23 protein-coding genes are annotated in these 25,801 nt (G+C 66.1%); 12 read left to right on the forward strand and 11 right to left on the reverse strand.

All coding sequences use genetic code 11. The features are described 5' to 3' along the window. Positions 1-12: 12 nt before the first annotated feature. Entirely contained in the window at positions 13-1,044 is a 1,032-nt protein-coding gene (locus ACFWAY_RS01625) for an NADP-dependent oxidoreductase (RefSeq protein WP_378509632.1), read from the forward strand. 67 nt (positions 1,045-1,111) lie between these two features. Here ACFWAY_RS01625 and ACFWAY_RS01630 read toward each other — a convergent pair whose 3' ends face one another. The 6 genes from ACFWAY_RS01630 to ACFWAY_RS01655 all read right to left on the reverse strand — a co-directional run bounded on the left by ACFWAY_RS01630 (position 1,112) and on the right by ACFWAY_RS01655 (position 7,440). Continuing rightward, positions 1,112-1,876: an SDR family NAD(P)-dependent oxidoreductase gene (locus ACFWAY_RS01630; RefSeq protein WP_378509633.1), complete on the reverse strand. Its 765-nt coding sequence runs from the start codon at positions 1,874-1,876 to the stop codon at positions 1,112-1,114. A gap of 45 nt (positions 1,877-1,921) precedes the next feature. Then, positions 1,922-3,622 carry an ABC transporter permease gene (locus ACFWAY_RS01635; protein WP_378509634.1) on the reverse strand — a complete coding sequence of 567 codons (1,701 nt, stop codon included), beginning with the start codon at positions 3,620-3,622 and terminating at the stop codon, positions 1,922-1,924. Continuing rightward, a complete protein-coding gene (locus ACFWAY_RS01640; RefSeq protein WP_378509635.1) occupies positions 3,622-4,785 on the reverse strand; it encodes an ABC transporter ATP-binding protein in 1,164 nt (387 codons plus the stop codon). Before ACFWAY_RS01640 ends, ACFWAY_RS01635 begins: the two co-directional genes overlap by 1 nt. A 66-nt stretch (positions 4,786-4,851) precedes the next feature. After that, a complete protein-coding gene (locus ACFWAY_RS01645) occupies positions 4,852-5,631 on the reverse strand; it encodes an SDR family NAD(P)-dependent oxidoreductase (protein WP_378509636.1) in 780 nt (259 codons plus the stop codon). Then, positions 5,628-6,665: an ABC transporter substrate-binding protein gene (locus ACFWAY_RS01650; protein WP_378509637.1), complete on the reverse strand. Its 1,038-nt coding sequence runs from the start codon at positions 6,663-6,665 to the stop codon at positions 5,628-5,630. Before ACFWAY_RS01650 ends, ACFWAY_RS01645 begins: the two co-directional genes overlap by 4 nt. Positions 6,666-6,744: 79 nt before the next feature. Beyond that, positions 6,745-7,440 (reverse strand): alpha/beta fold hydrolase, encoded by a 696-nt coding sequence (locus tag ACFWAY_RS01655; RefSeq protein WP_378509638.1) that lies wholly within the window; start codon positions 7,438-7,440, stop codon positions 6,745-6,747. A 107-nt stretch (positions 7,441-7,547) separates the two neighbouring features. Between ACFWAY_RS01655 and ACFWAY_RS01660 the strand changes: the two genes are divergently transcribed. The 4 genes from ACFWAY_RS01660 to ACFWAY_RS01675 all read left to right on the forward strand — a co-directional run bounded on the left by ACFWAY_RS01660 (position 7,548) and on the right by ACFWAY_RS01675 (position 13,946). Next, complete coding sequence (locus ACFWAY_RS01660; protein ID WP_378509639.1) at positions 7,548-9,482, forward strand: FAD-dependent oxidoreductase; 1,935 nt, start codon at positions 7,548-7,550, stop codon at positions 9,480-9,482. A gap of 107 nt (positions 9,483-9,589) precedes the next feature. Next, positions 9,590-10,459 carry a branched-chain amino acid ABC transporter permease gene (locus tag ACFWAY_RS01665; protein ID WP_378451057.1) on the forward strand — a complete coding sequence of 290 codons (870 nt, stop codon included), beginning with the start codon at positions 9,590-9,592 and terminating at the stop codon, positions 10,457-10,459. Between the two features lie 4 nt (positions 10,460-10,463). Continuing rightward, positions 10,464-13,028, forward strand: a complete 2,565-nt coding sequence (locus tag ACFWAY_RS01670; RefSeq protein ID WP_378509640.1) for an ATP-binding cassette domain-containing protein — start codon at positions 10,464-10,466, stop codon at positions 13,026-13,028. Between the two features lie 120 nt (positions 13,029-13,148). Further along, complete coding sequence (locus ACFWAY_RS01675; RefSeq protein WP_378509641.1) at positions 13,149-13,946, forward strand: SDR family NAD(P)-dependent oxidoreductase; 798 nt, start codon at positions 13,149-13,151, stop codon at positions 13,944-13,946. An 84-nt stretch (positions 13,947-14,030) separates the two neighbouring features. On the opposite strand, the gene ACFWAY_RS01680 is transcribed toward ACFWAY_RS01675, so the two are convergent. After that, on the reverse strand, positions 14,031-15,191 hold the full coding sequence (locus tag ACFWAY_RS01680; protein WP_378509642.1) for an ABC transporter substrate-binding protein: 1,161 nt from the start codon (positions 15,189-15,191) through the stop codon (positions 14,031-14,033). 244 nt (positions 15,192-15,435) lie between these two features. Here ACFWAY_RS01680 and ACFWAY_RS01685 point away from each other — a divergent pair, with 244 nt between their 5' ends. Continuing rightward, positions 15,436-16,764 (forward strand): FAD-binding protein, encoded by a 1,329-nt coding sequence (locus ACFWAY_RS01685; protein ID WP_378509643.1) that lies wholly within the window; start codon positions 15,436-15,438, stop codon positions 16,762-16,764. Positions 16,765-16,785: 21 nt separating this feature from the next. Here ACFWAY_RS01685 and ACFWAY_RS01690 read toward each other — a convergent pair whose 3' ends face one another. Both ACFWAY_RS01690 and ACFWAY_RS01695 read right to left on the reverse strand, forming a co-directional pair. Then, positions 16,786-17,259, reverse strand: a complete 474-nt coding sequence (locus ACFWAY_RS01690) for an ArsR/SmtB family transcription factor (protein ID WP_378509644.1) — start codon at positions 17,257-17,259, stop codon at positions 16,786-16,788. Beyond that, complete coding sequence (locus ACFWAY_RS01695) at positions 17,256-18,344, reverse strand: serine hydrolase (protein WP_378509645.1); 1,089 nt, start codon at positions 18,342-18,344, stop codon at positions 17,256-17,258. The genes ACFWAY_RS01690 and ACFWAY_RS01695 overlap by 4 nt, the downstream gene beginning before the upstream one ends. A 137-nt stretch (positions 18,345-18,481) precedes the next feature. Between ACFWAY_RS01695 and purD the strand changes: the two genes are divergently transcribed. After that, positions 18,482-19,735: a phosphoribosylamine--glycine ligase gene (gene purD / locus ACFWAY_RS01700; protein WP_378451064.1), complete on the forward strand. Its 1,254-nt coding sequence runs from the start codon at positions 18,482-18,484 to the stop codon at positions 19,733-19,735. A gap of 80 nt (positions 19,736-19,815) precedes the next feature. Here the strand turns inward: purD and ACFWAY_RS01705 are convergent, their stop codons facing one another. Continuing rightward, entirely contained in the window at positions 19,816-20,568 is a 753-nt protein-coding gene (locus tag ACFWAY_RS01705; RefSeq protein ID WP_378509646.1) for a 3-hydroxybutyrate dehydrogenase, read from the reverse strand. Beyond that, the gene (locus tag ACFWAY_RS01710) at positions 20,565-21,953 is read right to left on the reverse strand and encodes an MFS transporter (RefSeq protein WP_378509647.1); all 1,389 of its coding nucleotides are present in this window, start codon (positions 21,951-21,953) and stop codon (positions 20,565-20,567) included. Before ACFWAY_RS01710 ends, ACFWAY_RS01705 begins: the two co-directional genes overlap by 4 nt. Positions 21,954-22,083: 130 nt before the next feature. Between ACFWAY_RS01710 and ACFWAY_RS01715 the strand changes: the two genes are divergently transcribed. From ACFWAY_RS01715 to ACFWAY_RS01735, 5 genes are all read left to right on the forward strand, one after another. Continuing rightward, entirely contained in the window at positions 22,084-22,992 is a 909-nt protein-coding gene (locus ACFWAY_RS01715) for a LysR family transcriptional regulator (protein ID WP_378451067.1), read from the forward strand. Positions 22,993-23,015: 23 nt separating this feature from the next. Continuing rightward, positions 23,016-24,182 (forward strand): pyridoxal phosphate-dependent aminotransferase, encoded by a 1,167-nt coding sequence (locus ACFWAY_RS01720; protein WP_378509648.1) that lies wholly within the window; start codon positions 23,016-23,018, stop codon positions 24,180-24,182. 101 nt (positions 24,183-24,283) lie between these two features. Further along, positions 24,284-24,571, forward strand: a complete 288-nt coding sequence (locus ACFWAY_RS01725) for a PLDc N-terminal domain-containing protein (RefSeq protein WP_378451069.1) — start codon at positions 24,284-24,286, stop codon at positions 24,569-24,571. Between the two features lie 56 nt (positions 24,572-24,627). After that, the gene (locus ACFWAY_RS01730; protein WP_378451070.1) at positions 24,628-25,041 is read left to right on the forward strand and encodes a DUF1707 domain-containing protein; all 414 of its coding nucleotides are present in this window, start codon (positions 24,628-24,630) and stop codon (positions 25,039-25,041) included. A gap of 96 nt (positions 25,042-25,137) precedes the next feature. Further along, on the forward strand, positions 25,138-25,728 hold the full coding sequence (locus tag ACFWAY_RS01735; protein WP_378509649.1) for a PepSY domain-containing protein: 591 nt from the start codon (positions 25,138-25,140) through the stop codon (positions 25,726-25,728). Positions 25,729-25,801: the final 73 nt, after the last annotated feature.

Genomic DNA, 25,801 nt, shown 5'->3' on the forward strand with positions numbered 1-25,801 from the left:
GGAAGGATTCCCGTGCAGAGTCATGAGCTGAAACTGGCGCGCCATCCCCAGGGGAAGGTTCGGCCGTCGGACTTCCACCTCGACGTGGTGACGGTTCCCGAAGAACTGGCGCCCGGTGAGATTCTCGTTCGCAACTCGTGGTTGTCGATCGACCCGTCTGTGAGGATACGTCTCGGCCCCACCGGCCCGGCAGGCTACTTACCACCGTTCCGCATCGGGGAGACGCTGACCGGGTTGGCTGTCGGCGAGGTACTCGAGTCCCGTGACCCCGGCTTCGAACCGGGCGATACGGTTCTGCACATCAAGGGTTTTCGCGAGTTCGCGGTGGTCCGGCAGGGCAGCGAAACCTTGGCCGGGGCCGGTGGCGTGACACGACTCGACACGAGCGTGCACCCGCCGCAATCGTATCTCGGGGCGCTGGGCAGCTCCGGGCTCACGGCGTATGTCGGTTTACAGTGCATCGGCGGACTCACGAGCGGAGACGTCGTGTGGATCTCGTCGGCCGCGGGTGCGGTGGGCAGTCTCGCCGCACAGATTGCGAAGCTCAGAGGTCACTACGTGGTCGGCAGCACCGGTTCCGGCGAGAAGGTGAGCTTCCTGCTGGACGAACTGAAACTCGATGCCGCATTCGACTACCACAGCCCGGACCTGGCCGGAGCTCTCTCAAGCGCGGCACCGAACGGCATCGACCTGTATTTCGACAACGTGGGTGGAACGCATCTCGAGGCCGCCCTGTATCACCTCAGACCAGGAGGCCGGGTGGCCATGGCGGGCGCTGTCGCCTCCTATGACGCGGACACGGCTGCGGCAAGTCCGAGCAATCTGTTTCAGATCGTGGCAAAGAACCTCACGGTGCGGGGTTTCCGGGCCGGCGCCTACGACCATCTGCTCGGCGACATGCGGGCCGAGGTCGGGAGCTACCTCCGCGACGGTCGTCTCGTCGTCGAGGAGACCGTGTTCGACGGCCTCGCGTCGGCGCCCGACGCCATCGTCGCGATGCTGCACGGCCGCACCGTGGGAAAGACGCTCTGCCGTTTGCGCTGACGCTTCACCGGCTACACAGAAGAACATGGCCTCCGCGTCACGCGGAGGCCATGTTCTTCTGCCTCGCTCAGGCCGCCGTCCACCCACCGTCGGCGTAGATCTCCGAGCCGGTGACGAAGGTGGAGTCGTCGCCGGCCAGGAAGGCAACTGCGGCCGCGATCTCCTCACCCCGCCCGAGGCGACCCATCGGAGTGCCGGCCAGCATCTCGCGGTGACGCTCGCTGCCCTCCCAGCGCTCGAGCAGAGGGGGCGTACCGATGAATCCCGGGTGCAGAGAGTTGACGCGCACTCCTGCCTTCGCCCAATGCAGGGCTGCGTTCTTGGTCATCGTGCGGACTGCACCTTTGGCGGCTGCATAGGCAACGCTGTTGCCCAGGCCGCCCACGGTTCCCAGTATCGAGCACATGTTCACGATCGAACCGCCGCCGCTCCGCTCGATCAGCGGGCCGGCATGTTTCATGCCCAGCCACGTGCCGGTCTGGCCGACCCCGATCACCCGATCCCACTGTGATCGGGTTTCCTCGTCGACCGTTGCGACGCTGCCGATGGCAGCGTTGTTGACCAAGGCATGCAGCGCGCCGAACGTGCTCTCGGTTGCTGCCACGACGTCTTCCCACTGCTTCTCGGAGGAGACGTCGAGGGCCAGCGCCGCATGTCGCTCGGGATGGGTGAGAGTATCGAGCAAGTCTTGGCAGGCCGATTTCTCGAGATCGGTGACGACGATGTGAGCGCCCTCGTCGGCGAGCCGTCGGACGATCTCGGCGCCGATACCACCGGTCGCCCCCGTCAGCAGGACGACCTTGTCGCGAAGTCGGTCAGGGCCGACAGTCATCTTGACTCCTTGTCACTCGTTCGAATCGGGCAGGGCAGATCGACATCAGAGATTGCTCAACACGTTTCGGCCACCGACGAGCATCGCGATCACGACACCGATGCTGGTCACCGCCGTCATGAGAAGGGCCATCGCGGCCACCAGCGGGTAGGAGCCGTTTTCCCACAGGTCGAACAGCAGCGTACCCATCACCTGTGTCGTGGCGGCACGGACGAGCAGTGAGGCGGCGAACTCGTGGGTCAGCAGGATGAACATCAAGGCGACGGAACTGAGCACGGTCGGCCTCATCAGCGGCAGAATCACCCGGATGTTGGTGACGAAGGGGCTCGCACCGCTCGTCGCCGACGCCTCGGCGTAGGTCTCCCCGAGCGACAGCATCGCCGTCATCTGCATTCGGGTGGAGAAGGGCACCATCAGCACGATGTAGACGAGGATGATGACCGCTTTGGTCCCGTAGAGGATCAGCGGAGGCTGGGTGTAGGTGAGCAGGAACCCGACGCCGAAGATCACCGCTGGAATACCCAGGGGGAGCGCGGTGATGACGTCACCGATGGTTCCCAGTACCCGGTGTTTGCGGCCTCGCACGAGCAGCGTGGCGGTGAGGTAACCGATCGGCACGCAGACAGCAACGGCCACCACGGAGGTGAGGAGACTCGTGTACACCGAGTCGACGATGCTCGCCGTCCGGAAGAGCGCCCGGAAGTTGTCGAGTGTGAAGAGGTTCCAGGACAGGGTCTCCGACCAATAGGGAGACACGGCCACGATGGCGAGTCCGATCAGCGGAACCACGAGTGCGAGCATCGCGTATGCCGAGATGCAGACGGCGGCCCAGGCCGAGCGGCCGGTATTCGGCGCGAACGCTTTTCCTCCGTGAGTGACGAAGCGTGACTGATTACCGAGAAGCATCTTCTGCGCCAGCACGACGACGACACCGAAGATGACGAGCGGCGAGCCCGCCGCGGCTGCAGCGGCGAAGTCAGCCGGCGACTCGGATACCCGTCGATACATCTCGGTGGTGAGGACCTTCACGCCGGTGTTCTGCCCCAGCAGGAGCGGTCCGGTGAACTGGCCCAATCCGAGAAGCAGCGCAATTCCACCGCCGTACACCAGGGACGGGCGAAGCAGAGGGAGAACTACACGGAAGAATACCCCGAGCGTCGACGAACCGCTGATCTGTGCTGCCTCGAGGTGCTCGGAACTGATGTTCTGCATTCCCGCGCTGACGAAAAGGTAGACGAAGGATGTGAGTCCGAAACCCGTGAGAATGATGATCCACGGTGTGCTGTAGACATCGATCGGTCCGGAGTCCACGTTGCTCCACCAGGGAAGCTTGCGCAGGAGTGCGTTCAGGTACCCGGGTCCGGGGGAGAGGAGAAAGGCCCACCCGACCACATTGGCTACCGCGGGCATCACGATGGGCAGGATGGGGACGATCCTGAGAAAGCTCAGCCGGCGTGGCAGCCTGGTCGCCGCGAAGGCGAGAATCGTTCCCAGGACCATTGCGATAGCGAGTGACGAGACAGCGAGGGCGATGGTCGTCCGGATGGTTTGGCCGATGTCGTACCGGCCGTACTGGGCTTGATATCCGCGACCGCCGTCCTCGAACGCCAGCGACTGCAATCGGAAGAGCGGAAGCACGACGAGATACGCCAGAACCGCCAGTAGCGCGCCGTACCCGAGTCGGGTACGCCATACCGTACTGACGACGAACGGACGTGCGCCGCGGCTCACGGCAACCGTAGCCATCACGCCTCCGATCGGGCGGCCTGGGCGAGCACGGGAACCTGTAGATTCACGTGACCGTCCGGGTGCGGAAACACCCGCAGCTTGGTGGGGGAGAAGCTGACCACCAGAGGAGATCCGATGGTGGCACCACGCAACCAGCGTCCGTGCCGCTCCGCATCTGCGCGAACGTACAACTGCTCACCTCCGGCATCGACTGTCACGTCGAAATAGCGGCCTCCGTACTCCGAGGTGACGAGTTCGCCGGTGAAGCCGACGTCACCCGCGGGGACCTCGTCGAGTGAACGATGAAGTGCGAGGTCCTCGGGCCGAAGTCGTCCCAGCGCCGTATCGCCGCTCATGTAGTCGCCCTGGATGCCGGCCGCGTCGAGATCGACGGGAGCCCCCGCTCGCGTCGTCCACCCCTCGTGCCGGCGGACGAGTTCGAGTCGGTTCGCCATCCCGATGAACGCGGCGACATAGTCGGAGGAAGGAGACTCGTATACCCGCTCCGGGGTGTCGTACTGTTCGATCTTGCCCGCCTTCATGATGGCGAGTCGGTCACCGAGCGCAAATGCCTCGGCCTGATCGTGGGTGACGAATACGGCAGTGAAGCCCAGTCGTTGGTGTAGTTGATGAATCTGGGACCGCACCTGATCGCGCAGCCGTGCATCGAGATTGCTCAGGGGTTCGTCGAACAGCACCAGGTCGGGTTGGGCGACCAAGCCGCGGGCCACTGCTACTCGCTGCTGCTGGCCACCGCTGAGTTGGGACGGATACCGGTCGAGCAGGGCTCCGCAGTCCACCATGCCTGCCGCGGTCTCTACCTGTCCGGCGGCGATCGCGTTCTTCATCCGTCGAACCTTCAAGGGGTACCGGATGTTCTCTCGTACAGTCATGTTGGGCCACAGCGCGTAGGACTGGAAGACCATGCCGATGTTGCGCTTGTAGGCCGGAACGTTGATACGGGTCGACGCATCGAAGACGGTGTGGTCCTTGAACGTGATCGACCCACCCTCGGGTGTCTCGAGACCGGCGATGCATCGTAACGTGGTCGTTTTCCCGCAACCGCTGGGACCGAGCAGGACGAGAAATTCACCGTCCTGAATGTCGAGGTCGAGTTGATCGACGATGGTGTTGGACCCGAAGGTCTTGGTCAGGTTGGAAACCCTGAATTGCGATGTCACCTTGGCACCTGCTTGGTTGCGAGTGGTTTGTCGAGGAAAGAAAAAATAAAGTGAATTCAGTTCATCTTACGCGGACGTCGGGCGCTTCGGAGTCCTGGCGCCCGCGGAGGTTCCGCCGTCGAGCATGAGATCGGAGCCGGTGATGTAGCTGCTGTCCTCGCACGCGAGGAACAGGATGGCCTTCGCCACCTCGAGCGGCAGGCCCCGGCGTTGCAGCGGAATACTTTTCACGTACGCGTCCATGTCGTCGTCGGCGAAGTCGGAGCCGGCGGTGATTGCCGTCTCGATGCTGCCCGGGCAGACCGCGTTGACCCGGATATTCGATTCCGCGAACTCCAACGCCGCAACGCGTGTCAAGGCGCGGACACCGAACTTCGACGCGCCGTACGCACCGAGCTCGGCCGTCGCGAGGACACCACGCAGCGAGGACAAGTTGACGACGGAACCGCCGGTGGTCATCGCGGTGCCTGCGGCTTGCAGGCCGAGGAACGTGCCCACCAGATTGAGGTCGATCATGCGTCGTAGGTCTGCGAGCGACGTCTGCATGATGGACGCTTTGGATGCGGCGCCTGCAGAGTTGACCAGAACACGCATCGAATGCCCGCGATCCGCCATCTCGCTGGTAACGCGCGTCCACTGCGATTCGTCGGTGACGTCGAGGTGCCGGTAGTGGGCTCTCGCACCGATTTTCGCCGCGACGCTTTCCCCCAGCTCGTCGTCGACGTCACCGAGGTAAACCGTGGCCCCGTGGGCGTGGAAGAGTTCTGCGGTCGCGGCGCCTATCCCTCGTGCAGCGCCGGTGACGAGAGCGCAGGTGTCACGCAGTCGCCCGTCGTTGGTTGTCACTGGATGAATCTCTTTTCCCAGTCGGACTGGTATTCGGTGAGCGATTCGGGCGTCAGATCGGACGGGTTGGGCAGCGCGATGTCCTGGGCTCGTGCGACGCTTCCTTCGATGTCGGGGAGGGCGCTCGCGTAGCCGAGGGACAACGCCTTCTGGCCGGCGGGAGTGACCATGAAGTTCGCCAGCACCTGGGCCGCATTCGGGTGCGGCGCCGCGGACAGTGCGTGCGTGAACCACGGGGTACCCCACGGGGGTGAGGGCAATGCCCAGTCCACCGGTGCACCCGATGCCTTTTCCCGCACCAGGGGTTGCACCACCGGGGTTGCGACGATCTCGCCGGAGGTCAGGGCCTGAGCGACGCCCAGTGCGCTCGGGTAGATGCGCGGTTTCAGTTCGGCGAGTTTCTGGAGATAGTCGGCGCCGAAGTTCTTTTCGAAGAACCGGTAGAAGTCGACGTAAGAGGCGATGCCGGACGGGTTGACGATTCCGATCTTGCCCTTCAACGCCGGGTCGAGCAGGTCTGCCGGCTTCTGCAGACCTCCCGGAAGTGCTGTCGTGTTCCATCCGAGAGAGAACACCGCCGCGCTGGTCAAGAAGAACTTGTCGGAAATGATGCTCTTCGGTGGTTCGTACTCCGGCGCATCGAATGCCGGGCCGACGAGATCGGTCGAGTAGGTGCCCGACTCGGCGGCAGTCTCGATCCACGCGGCGTCCGTCAGCATGTGCACGTCAGCCGTTCCGCGCTTCGTCTGATTCTCGACCTCGACCTTCGGGTTGATGTCGGCGTCGGTTCCCCGGACGTATTCGAGGGAGATCTCGGGGTACTCCTGCTCGAACGCCACTTTGAGTGCTTCTAGATTGGCGGGGTTCTGGCTCGAGTACAGCAGCACACTGCCTTCGCCCTTGGCCGCGGCGACGACGTCGTCCCAACTGCCGGACACTGGCCCAGTGGGTCCGGAGCCACCGGATCCGCAAGCGGCGGAGGCGAAAGCGGCGACCACTGCGACGGCCATCAGCTTTATCGGCATACTTCTCATGGCATGAAAGCCCTTTCGGTATCGGTTCGACGAATGCGAACCCGTGTATTCGGTGACGGATGGAGGAGTCGAACGAGTCCTACGACGCGACACCGTTGAGCAGTGTGGCAATGCGATCGGGAATCGTGACCATGGCCATATGGCCGGATTCGAGGAAGACGGTGTCGCCGCCGACGATGGCAGCCGATCTTTCCTGGAGGTCGGGTGGATAGCAGGTGTCCTTGGTCAAACGTACGTATGTACGGGGTAGGTCCGCGCGGAGACCGGACAGATCGACGGACTCGGTGAGTAGCGCGCCGCAGTCGTCGACCAACTGGTCGATCATCCAGTCCGTCTGCTCCGCGTCCATGTCGTTGCAGAGCATCGCGGCAGCGCCCATCGGATCCTGGCGGTACACGCCATCTTCTATCGAGGCCTCCACCGCGGTGCGGACGTCCGGGTCGATCTGGTCGATCACTCGCGTCCCGTCGGGCGGGACGACGGCGGAGAGGAAGACGACGTGCCGTAGTCGGTGCGCGAGTGCCTGCATGACCCGAGGGGCCGTCACTCCCGCGAAAGAGTGTGCGACGAGGACGACGTCCTCGAGGTTCGCCGCCTCCACGTCATCGATGACGGCGGCAGCACAGTCGTCGAGGGTGACGGACCGTGGATCGACGGAGCGCCGTCGCCCCCGTCCCGGGAGATCGACTGCGAGAGTGTCACCTTCGAGCAAAGGAATGAGAGGCTCCCAGCAGGAGGCACCCATTCCTGCGCCATGGACGAGAACGAACGACATGATGCCCTCACTAAATTGAACTGATATCAGTTTGAATCTAGGGAAATGACCTTGTGATGTCAATCACCTGCTAGCGTGAAGTGAATCCAGTTCAGTTAGGAGCCGGTATGAGAACTCCACGTGCAGCGCAGCCGCTGCAGCTCGGCGCGCTTCGGTTGGCAAACCGTCTCGTCGGTACGCCGCACGCCTCGGGCGCCGTCGCCGGCGGTATCCCGATGCCCGGTGACGAAGACTACTGGCGGCGCTGCGCGGCCGGTGGTGCCGCGATGCTCATCGTCGGCGGCACCGTGGTGTCGCCCGGTTCGACCAATCGCAACGGCAACATCACCGAGGCCTGGCGTCCCGAAGTCCTCGCCGGCCTGGAGGCTCGCGCCCGGGCGATCACCGAGGAAGGAGCCATCGCAGCCTGCCAGCTGGTGCACCTCGGACGCGAAACTCTCGGCGCCGAGATGTGGAGTCATCCCGTCGCGCCGTCCGCGGTCCGCTCGCCCCGCGAACCGACGCGTCCGCGCGCCCTCTCCGGCGCCGACGTCGACGGGATAGTCGACGCATTCCGCACATCCGCGGTCCACGCGTGGTCGGCGGGATTTCCGGTAGTCGAACTGCACGCAGCGCACGGATATCTCCTTGCGCAATTCCTCTCACCGATCACCAACTTCGGGCGAGACGCTGCGACGGTTGCTCAGCGTGTGCAGATCCTCGACCGCATTGCGTCTGCGGTTCGTGACGCCTGCCCCGGTGTCGTCCTCGGTGTCCGTGTGTCTGCTGAAGGCGGCGAAGAGGCAGGCCTGAGCATGGACGGTCTCTGCGACGTGCTTCCGCACCTCTCCGATTTCGACTACGTCAACGTCACGGTCGGCGTACGCACCACCTACGTCCGAGATATGGCCGTCACCGACCCGCCGCTGCTCGATTCGGTCGGACAGTTGCGCGCCGCCGCAGTGACCCCGCTGCTGGTGTCACAGTCCTTCCGCACCGGTGCGTCCATCGAAACCGCGTTGCAATCGGGAGCCGACCTCGTCGGCGTGGCACGACCGCTGATCGCGGACCCGAACTTCCCGAGGAAAATACTGACCGGGCGCGAGGCGTCGATCCGCCCGTGCGTGTCGTGCAACGAGGACTGCAGGGCGTTCGACCCCGTCCTGCTGTGCTCGGTCAATCCCGACCTCGCTCCCCCGGGTTCTTCCGCACGTCCGGCGCACCCGCTGACCCTGGGGCCCACGCGCGGATCGAGAGACCGGCGACGGATCGCCGTCGTCGGTGCAGGCCCCGCCGGGCTCGAGTGCGCGATGCGGCTCGGACCCGACCACGACGTCACGCTCTTCGAACAGCGAGAGCGGATCGGAGGCCAGATTGCGATAGCCGCCGACGCCCCTTACCGGAGCGGCTGGCGTCGCCTCCTCGACTATTACTCCGACAACATGCCGAAGGTCGCACTCCGTCTGGCCCACACCGTGAGCGCCATCGACCTGGAGGACTACGACGAAGTCGTCCTGGCCGTCGGTGCCGTGGAAGAGCTTCCCCCGAGGTTGGCGGGAACGGCGTCCGTGCTTACCTCTCAGGCGTTGCTGGGTGGGGGAGAAGCTCTTCGCGGCGCCGGCCACGTCGTCGTGGTCGACGACGGATTCGGGCTCTGGCCCGCAGCGAGCACGATCGAAGCGGCACTCGCCGCGGGTGCCGGCCGCGTAACCGTCCTGACACCCGCTGCGGCCTTCGCGTCGGGTCTTCCTGCGGAGGGCCGGGTGCAGTATCTGCGTCGGCTGTCGGGGGCGCCGGTCGACGTGCGCGTGCTGTCGCCGCTCGTCGCGGTCGCCGACGGCTCTGTCGAGTTCGAGAGCGCCCTGTCGGGGGAGAAGACTCGTCTCGACGTCGACCGGGTGGTCGTGGCCGGTGAGCGGCGCCCGCGCGACTGGTCGCAGCTCGCACCGGACAGCGCACGCGTGCACGTCATCGGCGACGCGCTCGTACCCCGCAAGGTCGCACACGCCGTCTCCGAAGGCCGTGCTGTCGCCCGTGAGTACTTATCAACCGCGGGCGGTTAACAAGTACTCACGGGGGCGGCAGTGTGGTTGCGCTCACACCCCGGGTCATTTAAGTTACGTGAACTGAAGTCAACTCAATTCGAAATCCGGCCGCCCTCGGAGGCATCGTGGACCAGTTGTTCATCACTTTGACCACCGGCATCGCCAACGGTGCCGTGTACGGTCTCATCGGACTCGGATTGGTCATCATCTTCCGATCCACCGACGTCATGAATTTCGCAATGGCGTCATTGTCGACCCTCGCCATCTACGTTGCCCTCAGCGCGTATGGGGCCGGCGTGGGCATTGCTGTCGCCCTGGTGGTCGCAGTGGTCTTCGGAGCTCTCAGCGGAGTCGTGGTGCGGGAAGCGCTGATTCGTCCGCTGGGGCAAGGCAAGCTCTTCGCTGCGCTCGTCGTCACGATGGGGCTGTCGATCATTGTCGAGCATCTGATCGGTCACTATTGGGGAGAGCAGCCGCGACGATTCCCGCAGCTCGTCGACGGCACGATCTCGATCGGCAACTCGAATCTGTTGCTGCAGGACATCGCCACGATTCTCCTCGCCGCGGTGGCCGTGTCGGCCATTGCGTATCTGTTCACGCGTACGCCGGTCGGATCCGCGATGCGCGCGGTCGCCGAATCTGCTGAGACCGCGGAGATCCTGGGCATCAACGCGCACAAGGTCGCGCGGATCGCCTGGGCTCTCGGCATGGCGCTGGCGGTGCTGGGAGTCTTCTTGTACGCCCCGAAAACCGGGGTTTCGCCGGTGATCCTCGCCCCCGTGTTGTTCCGTGCCTTCGCAGGCATCCTGCTCGGTGGCCTCACCAGCATGTACGGCGCGGTCATCGGTGGGCTCATCATCGGTGTCCTGGACAACCTCGCTGCAGCCTATATCTCCGCCAGCTTCCGCGACACGTTCGTCTTCTGCGTGGCGGTGCTCGTGCTGCTCATCCGTCCCCAGGGCATCTTCGGCCGCCAAACCTTCGAGAGGGTCTGAATCCATGGTCACAAAAGATGGCTCGGCGCAGCGTGCCGGACGCTCCGCCCAGCGGCTGTACAGCGCCGGTCAGCTTCTCGGCGGACCGGCTGCGGCGATCCTGACGATAATGGTGCTGTCTGCCGGACTCGTGCCGGGCTACCAGATTTACACGGTCGGACTTGCTGCGGTGTACGGACTGATCGTCTTGTCCATCTCGCTACTGGCGGGGTGGACGGGGATCTGGTCGATCGGGCATCCCGCGATGGTCGCGATCGGTGCGTATGTGACCGCCTACGGCAGCAGTAGCGGTTGGGGACTGGCCTTCACGTCCGTTGTCGCCGTTGCTTTGTGCGCAATGCTGGGAGGCTTCCTCGGGTTCGCCGGCTCTCGCTTCTCCGTGCTGTACGTCGCGCTTCTCACGTTGGCGTTCACATTGGTGACTCTCGAAATCATCGGTGCGTGGAAGAGCGTCACCGGCGGCGACCAAGGAGTGCCGGTCGACACATTCGACACCGCGTTCGGCGAACTCGTTCCGTCGTCCGACGCAGTCACCTACCTGGCCGTCGGAGTCCTCGGTCTCGCTGTCGCAGTGTCGGTGTTCCTGCGCCGCACGACCATACGTATGCGCATGGTTGCGGCCAAGACACACCCACTGGCGGGCAGATCGATCGGTATCGCTCCCGAACTGCAGTCGGGCCTCGGGTTCGCGATCAGCGCGGGTGTCGCAGGTCTGTCCGGTGTGCTACTCGCCTTGCTGTCGGGCTTCATCAGCCCGGAGGGATTCTCGATGGTCTTCGCGGTCAACCTGATTGCCGCGACCGTCCTCGGCGGGACCGGCAGCGTGATCGGCGCCGTTGTCGGTGGTGCGTTCCTCGCATCCGCACCGACGCTGGCGTCGTCGCTGTCGATCGACCAGCCCTACCTGATCGGGGGTGTCCTGATTCTCACCCTGCTGTTTCTCGCCGATGGAATCGTCCCGACGGCCGGGAGGTTGTTGCGCCGATTCGTCCCGCTCACGCGTGCACTCGGCCGCCCCACGCTGTCCACCTCCCAACCCAGCCTTCTCGACACTGCGGGATCGGTTCCGAATACGCTGGCCGATACCGCGGCGGCGGCCGTGCTGAAGACGGAGGCACTCGGTGTTCGATTCGGTGGCCTTCAGGCCGTCCACAACATCGATCTCCGCGTAGATGCAGGTGAGGTGCTCGCGATCATCGGGCCGAACGGCGCCGGCAAGACCACCTTCGTCAACGCCCTGTGCGGCCTGATCGGCGGCGGTGAACTCGTGGGGACAATGGAACTCGGTGGCCGGCCTCTGCACGGGGTGCGGGCGACTCGTCGGCGCTCGCTCGGCCTCGGCCGGACTTTTCAGCATGCTGAACTTTTCGCGGAACTGACCGTCCTCGAAAATGTCAGTGTCGTCAACCGTTGGGGGCGCCGCGCCGATCGCGACACGGCGTTGCAGGTCCTCGCGAGTGTCGGGTTGGCCGACCACGTGCACCGGCTCCCCACAGAACTGCCGTTCGGGCTGCAGAAGCGAGTCGATCTGGCCCGTGCGATCGCGGCGCTCGCCGACAACCCGCGACTGATCGTGCTCGACGAACCGTTCGGTGGCCTCGACGCCGATGAACGTCACACTCTCGCCGACCACATCCGCCGGCTCTCGCATTCCGGTACCTCCGTGGTCATCATCGACCACGTCCTCGACGACTTGTTCGCCGTCGCAGATCGGGTGGTGGCGTTCGACTTCGGCGAGCTGATCGCCGATGGGACCCCGGACACCGTCCTGCAGAACCAACAGGTCCGCGACTCGTATCTGGGAAAAATCGACACCGCACTGATCGCACCCGACATCGACCGAACGGCGGCCCCATTGATCTCCGTGCGGGGGATCGAGCACCACTACGAGGGTGTGCAGGCATTGTCCGGCATCGATCTCGACGTCCATGCAGGCGGAATCCTCGGCATCGTGGGCGCGAACGGCGCCGGCAAGAGCACTCTGGGGCGGATCCTGCACGGCGATCTGCAGTCGACCGGCGGCACCCGGACGGTCAATGGCACCGACGCATTACGCCTCAGCCTGGTTCCCGAGGGGCGCGCCTTGTTCCGCACCCTGTCGGTGCGCGAGAACCTGGAGGTCGCGGCGTACGCCGCAGGAATCTCCGGCCGTAAGCTGCGGACCCGGCTCGAAGAGTTGCGGCAAGGGCTCCCCGAACGGGTCCGCACCCGCATGGACATACCGGCAGGCTCGCTGTCCGGCGGCGAACAACAGCTTGTCGCCATCGCCCGGGCGCTGATGGCCGACCCCGAAGTTCTGATCCTCGACGAACCGGCGCTGGGCCTCTCCCCGGCGATGGTCGAGGAAGTGTATTCACAGGTGAACGATATGGCGCGCCGGGGCATTACGACCATCCTGCTCGACCAGTCACTCGCCCGCGCGCTCGAAGCCTGCAGCGAGGTCATCGTTCTTCGTCAAGGTGAGGCCGTCGCGCGCGGCAACAGCAGTACTCCGGGCTTCGGCCGCATCGCCGAGGCAGCCTACTTCGGTACAGACGTCCCTGCAGGTGTCGTCGAGGTTCACCAGTGACTGCCGTATGCGGCGGACCGCCGGGGCCTGGAGATACCCGACCTGCTTTTCGCTGTCGCCGAAGACACCCGGCTTGCACATGCGCTTGATCAGACTCTGACGAAGGGACTACCGACGAAGATGGACAGAACAGCAGGACAAGGCAGGTTCGAGGGCTCGGTCGCCCTGGTGACGGGTGGCGGATCAGGAATCGGAGCGGCCGTCGTCGCGCAACTCGTCGGTGAGGGAGCTGCCCGCGTCTACGTGGCCGATATCGTGGTCGAGAAATTGCGCCGACGGTACGGTGACGACCCCACGACGATCGCACGAGGGGTCGACGTCTCGGACCCGGACGCCGTCGATGCCGCCATGGCGGAGGTCCTCGACGCCGAAGGGCGGCTCGACGTCGTCGTCCACGCCGCCGGTGTGGACGACCCGGAGTCCAAGAAGATCATCACGGAGGCGACCGCCGCCGGCGCACCGATCGACCTGACGGCGAACCTCACCGATGCGCAATGGCGCCGAGTGATGTCGGTCAACCTGGACGGCACATTTCACGTGGTGCGCGCCGCCGTACGGGCGATGAAGCCGAAAGGCGGCGCGATCGTCGTGATCGGCTCGTCCTCAGCGTTCGATACCTTGACGGGATACCCGCACTACGCGGCATCGAAAGCTGCCGTCCATGCCTTCTGCCAGGCCGTCGCCAAGGAGGTGGTGGCGTTCGGCATCCGACTCAACCTTGTCGCTCCCGGCCCGACGGAGACCGGCATGGCCGCTCGCACACCGGAAGAACTCAAAGTGCAGTGGGTCAACAACACGCCGGTGCCCTACGCGACACCGGACGAGATCGCGGACAACGTGCTGTTCCTCGCTTCGGAGCAGGCCAGAAACGTGGTGGGTGCGGTGCTACTCAGCAACCGTGGACGATTCACCGTCTGACAGCTCATCCGAGCGGAACAGAAACACGGTATTCGCTACGAGCGCATCCAGGTTGGACTCGCCAACCTGGATGCGCTCGAGGTGCTACTGCGGTGACACGAAGTCTCCGATGGGAACGAACTTGTCGCCCTCGACCTGGACCCGGACCACGCTGTCGGTACCGAGGTGCTCATCCGCGCTGAACGTGAGTGGAGGCATCACGCCGGTGTCGAGGGTGCCGCTCGTGATTATCGCGTCGGTGACGGACTTGGACGTGATCTCGCCGTCGATGCTCGCGAGGACCTGAGCGAACGCTTTCGCCGAGCCATAGGTTGCCAGCGAGTAGAAATCGGGCTTATCGCCAGGCTTGTACTTCGCAAGCGCTTGTCGGTACTCCTCGACCTCGGGGTTGTCGGCGGTGGGCGGCAGCGTCAGTGACACGGCGCGGAACCCTTCCGCGTTCGCACCTGCGAGGTCGAGCAGGCTGTTGCCGACCGTAGGGGAGTAGCCGTAACTGGGGATCTTGACACCCTGCAGGGCCATCTCGTTGAGGTACGCAGCGGCCTCCTGGATCGGCAGGATCGTCAGGACTGCATCGGGTGCAGCCGAACGGATCTGGGACACGAACGGGCTGTAGTCCGTGGTACCGAGCTTGACCTCCACGGTCGAGACCTCCGCCCCGGCCTTCTCGAGTTCGGTCGTGGCGACTGCGCCCACATTCACGAACGCGGCCGGATCGTTGCGGATGATCGTGACCTTCTTGGCACCCTCGTCGAGCGCCCACTGCGCGGCGGCGCGCGCCTGGTTCTCGTAGAGCGTCTGGCTGCCGAACAAACCGTCCCGCGGCGGGTCGTACCAGGCGGTGGAGCCGCCATAGGTTCCGAAGATGGGTATGTCGTTCTGTTCGAGAACGAATGGAAACGTCGCCTCCGTGGTTGCCGTGCCGTTTGCGCCGACGATCGCGACAACCCGGTCGCGAGAGACCAGCTGTCGCGCCACCTGAATCGTCTGCTGCGGGTCGAACGCGTTGTCGACCGGAGTCCACTCGACGGGGCGACCGTGGATCCCTCCTGCCGCGTTGAGCTGATCGAAGAACGCCTGGGTACCGGCTTCCTGGGGAAGACCCCCCGAAGCCTGTGGCCCCGAAAGGGGAAGCCATGCGCCGAGTTTGATCGGCCCGCCCGCATCGCCGTCGCCGGCTTGCGTTCCGCACGCCGTCAACGCCGTGGCGAGGACTACACCGACGGTGAGAAGAATTTTCCGCACATCCACTCCTTGAATCAAGTTCAGTTCAATAGATGCTATAGAGGAAATGCTGTGTCGGCAATCACATTCGTGGACCGAATGTGGATTCCTGCCAGCCGTCGAAGTGGTCGCGAGGGCATTGTGCGGCGACGCCCGGCGAGGGCGGTTGTTCGACGCTAATGTGTGCGATTTACTTGAACTGATTTCAGTTGAGGAACTACGGTGTTGGGGACAATGCAACTGTTCGGAGGATGAGGAGCACCAGATGCCACGAATCGACACCGATCTACTCGTCATCGGCGCCGGCATGGCCGGGTTGACCGCGGCGGCTCGGGCGGTGGCCGGAGGACGGTCGGTTGTCGTCGTCGAGAAGTCTGCAACGATCGGCGGGTCCGCCCAGTTCGCGGGATACGCGTGGACTGCGCCCTCACACGAGGTGATGGACGAGGTCAATCCGAACGGCGACCCCGCGTTACGTCGGGCGCTCGTCGACGGATTTTCGGACGGAATCGCCTGGATCCGCTCACTCGGCGTCGAGTGCGCTGACGCGGTGACAGTTCTCCGCTACGGCACGGGCCACCAGTTCGACACCAACCGATACATCGACGAGTGTCGTCGGCGAATCCGCAGTCACGGCGGTGAGTTGCACACGAACGCCGAGACGCTCTCCCTGATCACACTGGACGGCGGAGTCGTAGGTGCTCGTGTGCGACTCTCGGACGACACCGAATGTGAAATACGTTCCCACGCGACGATTCTCGCCACCGGGGGATTTCAGGCGAACCCTGAACTGTCCGGTGAACACATCCATCCCGCCGCGACCGAGATGCAGCTGCGCTCGAATCCCACGAGCGCGGGTGACGGACTACGCCTGGCCGAGGCCGTCGGCGCTGCCTCCGGCACGGACCGGTCCGGCTTCTACGGCCATCTCATCCCGACCGGGGTGCGTTTCCGCGACCCGTCCGACTTCGTCGCGCTGTCCCTCTACTACAGCGAGCATGCGCTGCTGTTCAACCTCGACAACCGGCGTTTCACCGACGAGACCGTCGGTGACCATCTGACCACGATGGACCTGCTGGAGCAGCCCGAGTCGCGCGGATTGCTCGTCGCCGACGCACGGGTGTACCGCGAGTGGATCACCGGCAGCTACGTCGAGGGCGCCGCCGCGATCGACAAGTTCGACCTCGCGCAGCGCCGGGGTGGGCGGTGCGGAATCGCCGAGAACCTCGACGAGTTCGCCTATCTTCCCGAGGAGTGGGGCTACGACGGTGCCGCGATCGCGGATCAGATCCGGGCACTCGATGCGGCCGGTCCGGACGCTCAGCCGCCGCGTCGCTACGACTCGAAGCCACTTGGTGAGGGGCCCTACTACATCGTCGAGGCATGCCCGGCACTGACATTCCCCTTCCACGGCATCCGCATCGACGAGCACGGCCGTGTACTGAATGCCAAGGGCGGGACGATCAGTGGACTGTTCGCGGCCGGGTCGGACACCGGCGGCCTCTACGACCGCGCGTACACCGGCGGTATTGCACCTGCACTGGTATTCGGTCTGGCCGCCGCGGACTTCACCGCCCCTGTGAGTACTTGTTAACCGCCCGCGGTTGACAAGTACTCACAGGGGGTGTTCCCCGACATCCGCGGCGGCGAGGGTGATGACCAGCAACGGCACCACCTTCGCCGCCGGGATGCGGTAGTGGTTCCTCGACTCCTGCTCGACGATGCGCGCCCCGCCGAGGGTGCGCAGGTGGTGGTAGAGCTGACCGGGCGAGGACAGCCCGACCGCGGTCTGCAGCTCTGCTGCGCCGGCGGGACCGCGCAGCAGCGTGCGGACGATCTCGAGGCGGGTCGGATGTCCCAGGGCGGCGAGCACGTTCGACACGGCCGTGGGGGACAGGTCGAGGGTGGCGCCGGCGTCGTATCGGATCGTCCACTGGATCTCGCCGCCCAGGTCGACGGTGCCCTGATACCCGATCTGCCCGATGCTCTCGCCGACGTCGGCTGTCGGGGGTTCGGCGGGCCGGGCCGATTCGAGGGCGTGGACGCGCGCCTCGAGGTCGGCGAGCCGGGCGTCGCACTCGTCGTTCACGCGGCACAACTCAGCTGTGACGTCGTGTCGGGATCGGTCATCGCCTCGAGAAGCAGTTGCTGGTGCGCGTAGTTCCCGCCGATGACGTTCAGGTAGTCCTCGCTCGACAGGTTCGACGTCAACAGCACCGCGGTGGCGACGGTGCCGTCGGGACGACGGATCGTCATCGCCTCGGTGATCACTCCTGGAAGGTTGCCGCCCTTGAAACCCAGCCCGTCCAGCCCGGGCGGGGCGGGCTGCCATTCGAGTGTTCGGCGCGCGATATCGGAGCCGGGGCCGAAGTCGCCGCTCGCGATCGCGCGGTGCAGCGACGCCAGGCCCGCGGCCGTACCCGCCACCCCCGACTCCTGCACCCGGGCCGTGACCGCCGGGAAGTCGTCGCCGGGCGACATCCGCATCACCTGTTCGCGGTAGGCGCTGTCGTGTGCGTAACGCTGGGCGGCGTCCCACCGGGCATCTCGCGACATCGCCGGATCGAGGAGGGCGATGGTCGAGCCCAGCAGGGTCGGCACCTCCAGGTCGTCCCAGCCGCCCTGAGCGGCGGCGTCGGCGAGGGCGGCGTCGCCGAGTCGGTCGCGCAGATAGTCGGGGACGGCGTTGTCGCTCTCCTGGATCATCGCGGTCACCATCTGCTCTAGCGGGACCGTGGCGTCCGGTTCGGTGACGCCGAGCCGCTGCAGGGCCGTCGGGTGGGCGCCGCCGTCGGTGTTCGGGAGGTACCACCGTTCCCACTCGGACAGCGGTACCGGCTCGGCCGGGTCGAGTTCACCCGATGCGACGGCCCGGGCGTAGGCGGCCAGGTGCACCACCTTGATCGCGGACGCCAGCGGAACGGTGTCGCCGGCGCGGTGCTCGACTGTTCGGCCGCGACCGTCGTCGACGACGAAGGCGACGTCGTCGGGGTGGGAGCCGACGTACCCGACCCATCCCGCGGCGGTCGTGATGTCGGCGGGGGGCAGTGGTGCGCATACGGCCGGCGGCGCAGCCTGCTCGTCCGAGGCGGCGGCGGTGCCGTCGGTGCTGCATGCGCCCAGGCTCACCGCGACCGCGACTGCTGCTGTGACCGTGCCCAGCATCCTGGTCATCGTGAAGATCCCTTAACCTGTGATATTCGATAATTCGGAATTACGGAATTCTAGAAGTAGGGTAACCGGGAGCGGGGGGACTGTCGAGACCGCACGCTCCGAACATCCCGTTCGGCGCGGCCCGTAGGCTGACACCCGTGCGCGTACTCGTTATCGGCTCCGGAGCCCGTGAACATGCCCTCCTTCTCGCCCTCGCTCGCGACCCGGGTGTCAGTGCCCTGATGTGCGCGCCCGGCAATGCCGGGATCGGCAAGATCGCCGAGCAGCACTCCGTCGACATCGCGTCCGGGGAGGCGGTGGCAGCCCTCGCGAAGAAGCTCGACGCAGACCTCGTCGTGGTGGGTCCCGAGGTCCCGCTGGTGCTGGGTGTCGCGGACGCCGTCCGCGCGGCGGGCATCGCCTGCTTCGGCCCGTCGGCCGACGCCGCGCGCATCGAGGGTTCCAAGGCGTTCGCCAAGGACGTCATGGCCGCCGCCGGTGTGAAGACCGCGCACAGCGAGATCGTCGACTCGCCCGCCAAGCTGGACGAGGCACTCGACCGCTTCGGGCCCAACTGGGTGGTCAAGGACGACGGCCTCGCGGCAGGCAAGGGCGTCGTTGTCACCACCGATCGGGACGCCGCCCGCGATCACGCTGCCGAACTGCTCGAGAACGGTCACCCCGTTCTCCTCGAATCCTTCCTCGACGGTCCCGAGGTGTCGCTGTTCTGCGTCGTGGACGGCGAGACCGTCGTGCCGCTGCTGCCCGCCCAGGACCACAAGCGCGTCGGCGACGGCGACACCGGACCCAACACCGGCGGCATGGGCGCCTACACGCCGCTGCCGTGGCTGCCCGAGCAGACCGTGACCCAGATCGTCGACGACGTCGTGAAGCCGGTCGCGGCCGAGCTCGTCGCCCGGGGCAGCGCCTTCAGTGGCCTGCTGTATGCCGGGCTGGCGATCGGCAAGGACGGCCCCGCCGTGGTCGAGTTCAACTGCCGCTTCGGCGATCCCGAGACGCAGGCGGTCCTCGCGCTGCTGAAGAGCCCGCTCGGCGAACTGCTGAACGCGGCGGCCTCCGGCACGCTCGATCAGGTCGCGCCGCTCGAATGGCAGGACGGCTCGGCGGTGACTGTCGTGGTCGCGGCCGAGCACTACCCGGCCACTCCGCGCACCGGCGACGTGATCACGGGCGCCGACGGTGACGGCGTCCTGCACGCAGGCACCAAGCTCGTCGACGATCAGGTTGTCTCCGCCGGCGGACGTGTGCTCAGCGTGGTCGGAGTCGGAGCCGACCTCGAGGCGGCGCGCGCGGATGCGTACTCCAAGATATCCGCGATCAAGCTGCCGGGAAGCCACTTCCGCAAGGACATCGGCCTGGCCGCGGTCGAGGGACGCATCGCCATTCCCTGAGTTCCGAGCGCTTCGGCGCCGGAAACGACTGACAGGCGTGCACCCCCGGATATTCCAGGGGTGCACGCCTTTTCGTCACGTCACCGGGCCGTCCATCCTCCGTCGATCGTGTAGGAGGCGCCGGTGACCATGCCTGCGTCGGCGGACGCGAGCCACGCGACGAGTGACGCCACCTCCGACGGTTCCACCAGTCGCTTGATCGCGCTCTCGGTGAGCATCACCTTCTCGATCACGTCGGCCTCGCTGATGCCGTGCACCTGTGCCTGGTCCGCGATCTGCTTCTGCACCAACGGTGTCAGTACGTAACCGGGGTTGACGCAGTTGCTGGTGACGCCGTGCGGGCCGCCCTCGAGCGCCGTCACCTTCGACAGTCCCTCGAGTCCGTGCTTGGCGGTGACGTACGCGGCCTTGAACGCCGACGCGCGGAGTCCGTGCACGGACGACACATTGATGATGCGCCCGAATCCGGTGGAATACATGTGCGGCAGGGCGGCACGGATCAGCAGGAACGGCGCCTCGACCATGAGCGTCTGGATGCGCCGGAAGTCTTCGGGGCGGAATTCCTCGATGGGACTGATGGTTTGGATCCCGGCGTTGTTGACGAGGATGTCGGTCTCGAGCCGCAGCTCGGTGAGCGGATCGGTGTCGAGGAGGTCGACGTGCCACGCGGTTCCGTCGATTTCGTCGGCGAGGCTCTTCGCGGCCACGTCGTCGAGGTCGGCGACCGTGACGTGGGCTCCGCGTGCCGCGAGCGTCCGGGCGCAGGCTGCGCCGATCCCGCTGGCACCGCCGGTGACGAGCGCCGTGCGTCCGCTCAGGTTCTGCTCGGTCATGCGGGGACCCCGTCCTTCGCGCCGGCAGCCTTCTCGTCCGCCAGGATCTGGGCGTCCGCCTCGTCGACCGATTCGAGCGAGATGCCCTTGGTCTCCCGGGCGACGATGACGGCGACGACGGTGACGAGGCACGCGATCGCCAGGTAGATCGCGATCGGAACAGGCGAGTCGTACTTGCTGAGCAGGCTGGCCGCGATGATCGGCGCCAGCGAACCGGCCACGATCGACGTCACCTGGTAGCCGAGGGAGACACCCGAGTACCGCATGCGCGTCGGGAACATCTCGGCCATGATCGCCGGCTGGCCGGCGTACATGAAGGCGTGGAACACCAGGCCGATGATGATCGCTCCGAGGATGACGGCGTTGTGCCCGCTGTTCATCATCGGGAAGGCGAAGAAGCCCCACGTGCCCGCGGTCAGGGCGCCGATCATGTAGACGGGACGCCGGCCGATGGTGTCGGAGAGCCGCCCGACGAGAGGGATCACGGCAAAGTGCACGGCATGTGCGATCAGCATCCACCACAGGATCTGCGCGGTGTCCGTGTGGACGACGACCTTGAGGTAGGTGATCGAGAACGTGACCACCAGGTAGTACATGACGTTCTCACCGAAACGCAGGCCCATTGCCGTCAGCACGCCGCGGGGGTAGCGCTTGAGCACCTCGAAGACGCTGAACGACGTCTCCTTGATGTGCTCCGCTTCCTTCTGCGCCTGGATGAAGATCGGAGCGTCCGTGACCTTCGTGCGGATGTAGTAGCCGACGAGGACGATCACGGCCGACAGCCAGAACGCCACGCGCCAGCCCCAGCTGAGGAACGCCGCATCGGACAGCGTCGTCGTCAGGATCAGCAGGACGACGGTCGCGACGAGATTGCCCGCGGGTACACCGGCCTGCGGCCACGACGCCCAGAAGCCGCGGGAGCGGTTCGGGCTGTGCTCGGCCACCAGCAGCACCGCGCCACCCCACTCGCCGCCGACGGCGAATCCCTGGATGAAACGGAGGGTGACGAGCAGGGCGGGAGCCCAGTAGCCGATCTGGCCGTAGGTGGGCAGGCAGCCCATCAGGAACGTGGCCGCGCCGACGAGGACGAGGCTGAACTGAAGCAGTTGCTTGCGGCCGAACTTGTCGCCGAAGTGACCGAACACGATGCCGCCGAGAGGCCGGGCGACGAAGCCCACGGCGTAGGTCACGAACGCCGCGATGATCCCGTCGAGTTCATTGCCTCCGGCCGCGAAGAAGACCTTGCTGAACACGAGAGTCGCCGCGGTCCCGTAGAGGAAGAACTCGTACCACTCGACCACGGTGCCGGCCATCGAGGCGCCGACCACCTTCTTCAGCCCGGATGGCGGGGCTTCCTTCACGTGCGGTGTTTCGTCGACGCTCATCTGTCGCTCCTCGTTACACTCCGTACCCCGTTGTGATTGGGGACACAGTTCGTTGTCCTGCCGAGTATTGATGCATATTTGTGCGCACACAATGACGCAACCTGCAGTCGGCATGTGCAAATATGCAGAAATGACCTCCGGAACAGCCATGCCCAGCGCCGACGACCTGCTCGTACTGCTGGCAGTGGGGCGGACCGGCCGCTTCAACACCGCCGCCGACGACCTGGGTGTCAACCACACGACCATCTCGCGTCGGATCGCGAGTCTGGAGAAAAGCCTCGGCGGCCGGGTACTCGTGAAGGCCGCCGGCGGGTGGGAACTCACCGACCTCGGGCGGCAGGCGCTGACCGCGGCCGAACGCGTGGAGGCCGCCGTCCACGGACTCGTCGCCGAACCCGGCCGCGCCGACCACCTGAAGGGCGTGGTCCGGGTATCGGCGACCGACGGGTTCAGCGCCTACATCGCGGCACCCGCCGGCGCGCTGATCCGCAGCAGACACCCCGAGGTGTCCGTGGAGATCGTCGCGATCACCCGCCGGGCCTCGCAACATCGCTCTGGGCTCGACATCGAGATCGTCGTGGGCAAGCCACAGGTGCACCGTGCGGAGGCGCTGTGGCTGGCCGACTACACCCTCGGCCTGTACGGCGCGAAGTCGTACCTGTCCGAACACGGCACCCCGAGGCAGGTGGGAGATCTGGCCGATCATTCACTCGTCTACTTCATCGACTCGATGCTGCAGGTCGACGAACTCGACCTCGCACGCCGCCTCACCGTGTCCATGCGCGAATCGGTGACGTCGACCAACGTGTTCGTACACGTCGAGGCAACCCGGGCGTCGGCGGGTATCGGGTTGCTGCCATGCTTCATGGCCGACCGCCACGACGACCTCGTGCGGGTGCTACCCGGGCAGGTCGAGGCCACGCTGGCCTACTGGCTCGTGGCGCGACCCGAGTCGTTGCGCCGACCGGAGGTCGCGGCGGTGGTGGGGGCGATCCGGGAGACGGTGGAGTCGCAGCGGGACGCGTTGGCGGGGCAGTGAGCGCGTCACGCTAGCGTCAAGGGGTGCGTCCCGAATCCCAGCGGTCCAACATCCAAACCTTCCACGTGATGGACGTGTGGAAGGCGGCCACCGAACGTCAGCGCACCCACGGTGACGTGCTGACGCTCGCGGCGGGGCAGCCGTCCACGCCCGCGCCGCAGCCGGTACTCCGCGCCACGCGGGAAGTGCTCGACGGGCACCTGCTCGGCTACACGGAGACGTTCGGGATCCTGCCGCTGCGGGAGGCGATCGCCGGGTACCACTCGTCCAAGTCCGGTATCGACGTCGACGCCGAGGACGTCGTCGTGACCACCGGATCCTCGGGTGCGTTCACGCTGCTGTTCCTCGCCGCCTTCGACGTCGGCGACACCGTCGTGGTGGCCCGCCCCGGCTACCCGGCCTACCGGAACACGCTCGCCGCGCTCGGTTGCACCGTCATCGAGATCGATTGCGGAGCAGACACCCGCTTCCAGCCGACGGTCGCGATGCTCGACGCCCTGCCCGAACCGCCGGCCGGACTGATCGTCGCCAGCCCCGCCAACCCCACCGGCACGGTCATCGACCCCGACGAACTGGCCGCCCTCGCCCGCTGGTGCGACGACCACGGGACGCTGCTGATCTCCGACGAGATCTACCACGGCATCGGATACGGCGAGCAGGTGATGACCAGCTCGTGGGAGACGTCGCGCGAATCCGTCGTCGTCGGATCGGTGTCCAAGTACTTCTCGATGACGGGCTGGCGGCTGGGCTGGATGCTGGTCCCCGAGGGACTGCGCCGGCCGTTGCAGCGCCTGGCCTCGAACATGACGGTGTGCCCGCCGGCCATCTCCCAGTACGCGGCGATCGCCGCGTTCACCGAGGAATCCAGGGCCGAGCTCGACGGCCACGTCCAGCGCTACGCCGTCAACCGGGAGCTGCTGCTCACCGGTCTCCCGGAACTGGGCATCACGGACCTGGCGCCCGCCGACGGCGCGTTCTACGTGTACGCCGACATCGGGCACCTGCTCGGCGGATCCCACGGCACGACGTCGACGGAATGGTGTTCACGACTGCTGCAGGACACCGGTCTGGCACTGGCCCCGGGCATCGATTTCGACACCGTCCACGGCGACCGGACGGTCCGGCTGTCGTTCGCCGGCTCCACCGCCGAGGTCCGGGAATCACTGGTGCGCCTGGGTCGCTGGCTGTAGCCGGAGTTGCCCGACCACGGCTCTTGCGGCGCCGCCGCAGCAGTTGTTCGATGGACTTGGGCGCACTGCGTGTTCGGGCGTGCCAGGCAAGGAGAACGGCGATGCTGTACATCGCGTTGTTCGCATTCGTGTTGTGGGTTCTGTGCTTCGCCGACGCCATCACCACCGACGACGACCAGTTCCGAAGCCTCTCGAAGGAGGGCTGGCTGGTGATCGTGCTGCTGCTTCCGCTCGTCGGCTCGGTGTTGTGGCTCGTCGCCGGACGGCCGCAGAAGGACCAGGGTGATCGGCTGCCCGCCGACCCGGAGGAGGCGGAGTTCGTGCGGCGGTGCCGGGAACGGGCCGAGGAGCAGCGCCGGGAAGGTTTCCACGGGCACGACCAGGAGTAGAAGGCCTACACTGTGGCTAGGATTACAGTGTTACACACCGGCCCTGAGGCGACGACATGAGCGACATCAGTCATCCACAGCCACCCGTTCCCGGCGGAGTCCGCATCGGGACCGTGGAACGGGAGCAAGCCGCGGCGGCACTCGCGGAACATTTCGCAGCCGGACGGCTCGAGACCGACGAGTTCGACGCGAGGGTGCGCCAGGCGTACCTCGCCAAGACCGCCGCCGACCTCGCGCCGCTCTTCGCGGACTTGCCCCAGAAGCCGCGCTTCGGCGCCGAACCCGAGCGTGTGCGCCGCGATCCGGGACGGGAGGCGGCGGCACTGCGTGTTCTCGTGTTCGTGGTGGCCGTGCTCGCCGCGATCCTGTGGGTCGCCCTGGTCCGCGTCCCCCCGCTCGTCTTCCTGCCCATCGTCTGGCTGGTGCTGGCCCGGCGTGGCTTCGGCAGGCGGTCGTGCCGGGCGTGGTGACGCCCTGGGCTCCGAAGTGAAAACTACCGCGAGGTCGGTTGTCGCTCCCGTACTCTGACAGGCAGGTTGACGCCGTCGAGCGATCGAGGAGCCACGATGACCACCAGAATTGTGCGATGCGCGAGCCTGATCCCAGTTGTCGCGGCCTCCGCGCTGCTGCTGGGCGGATGCGGTTCCGACAGCGGTGACACCTCGTCGACCACCAGTGTGACGACGGCTGCTGCAACGACGACGTCGTCCACCGGGACGGTGGCGGCAGCAGCGATCACCAAGGAACAGGCGGAGCAGATCGCGATCGGGGCAGTCCCGGGCGGCACGGTCGCGAACTCCGAGCAACAACTCCGGGACGGTAAGGCGGTGTGGCACGTCCACATCCGCGACACACGGGGCTACGACTACGACGTCGACGTCGATGCGGCGACCGGCGCGGTGGTGCCCGAGAACCAGAACGGGGGGACCACCGCGGCACCTGCACCCGCACCCGCTCCTCCCGCCGGCGGGGCGGTCACCCAGGAGCAGGCGGAGCAGATCGCGGTCGCGACGGTCCCGGGCGGCACGGTCGCGAACGCCGAGGAGCAACACCGGGACGGTAAGACGGTGTGGCACATTCACATCCGCGACGCCAAGGGCTGGGACTACGACGTGAACGTCGACGCCTCCACCGGAGCCGTCCTTCCCGACAACTGAGCGTGGGTAGAACGACCCATGGTCCGCTCGGCGCGAGATGGGTGAATTGTCCGATGTCCTTGTGGTGACGCCG

This window comes from Rhodococcus sp. NPDC059968, assembly GCF_042738615.1.
In the GTDB taxonomy this organism is placed as follows: Bacteria; Actinomycetota; Actinomycetes; order Mycobacteriales; family Mycobacteriaceae; genus Rhodococcus_F.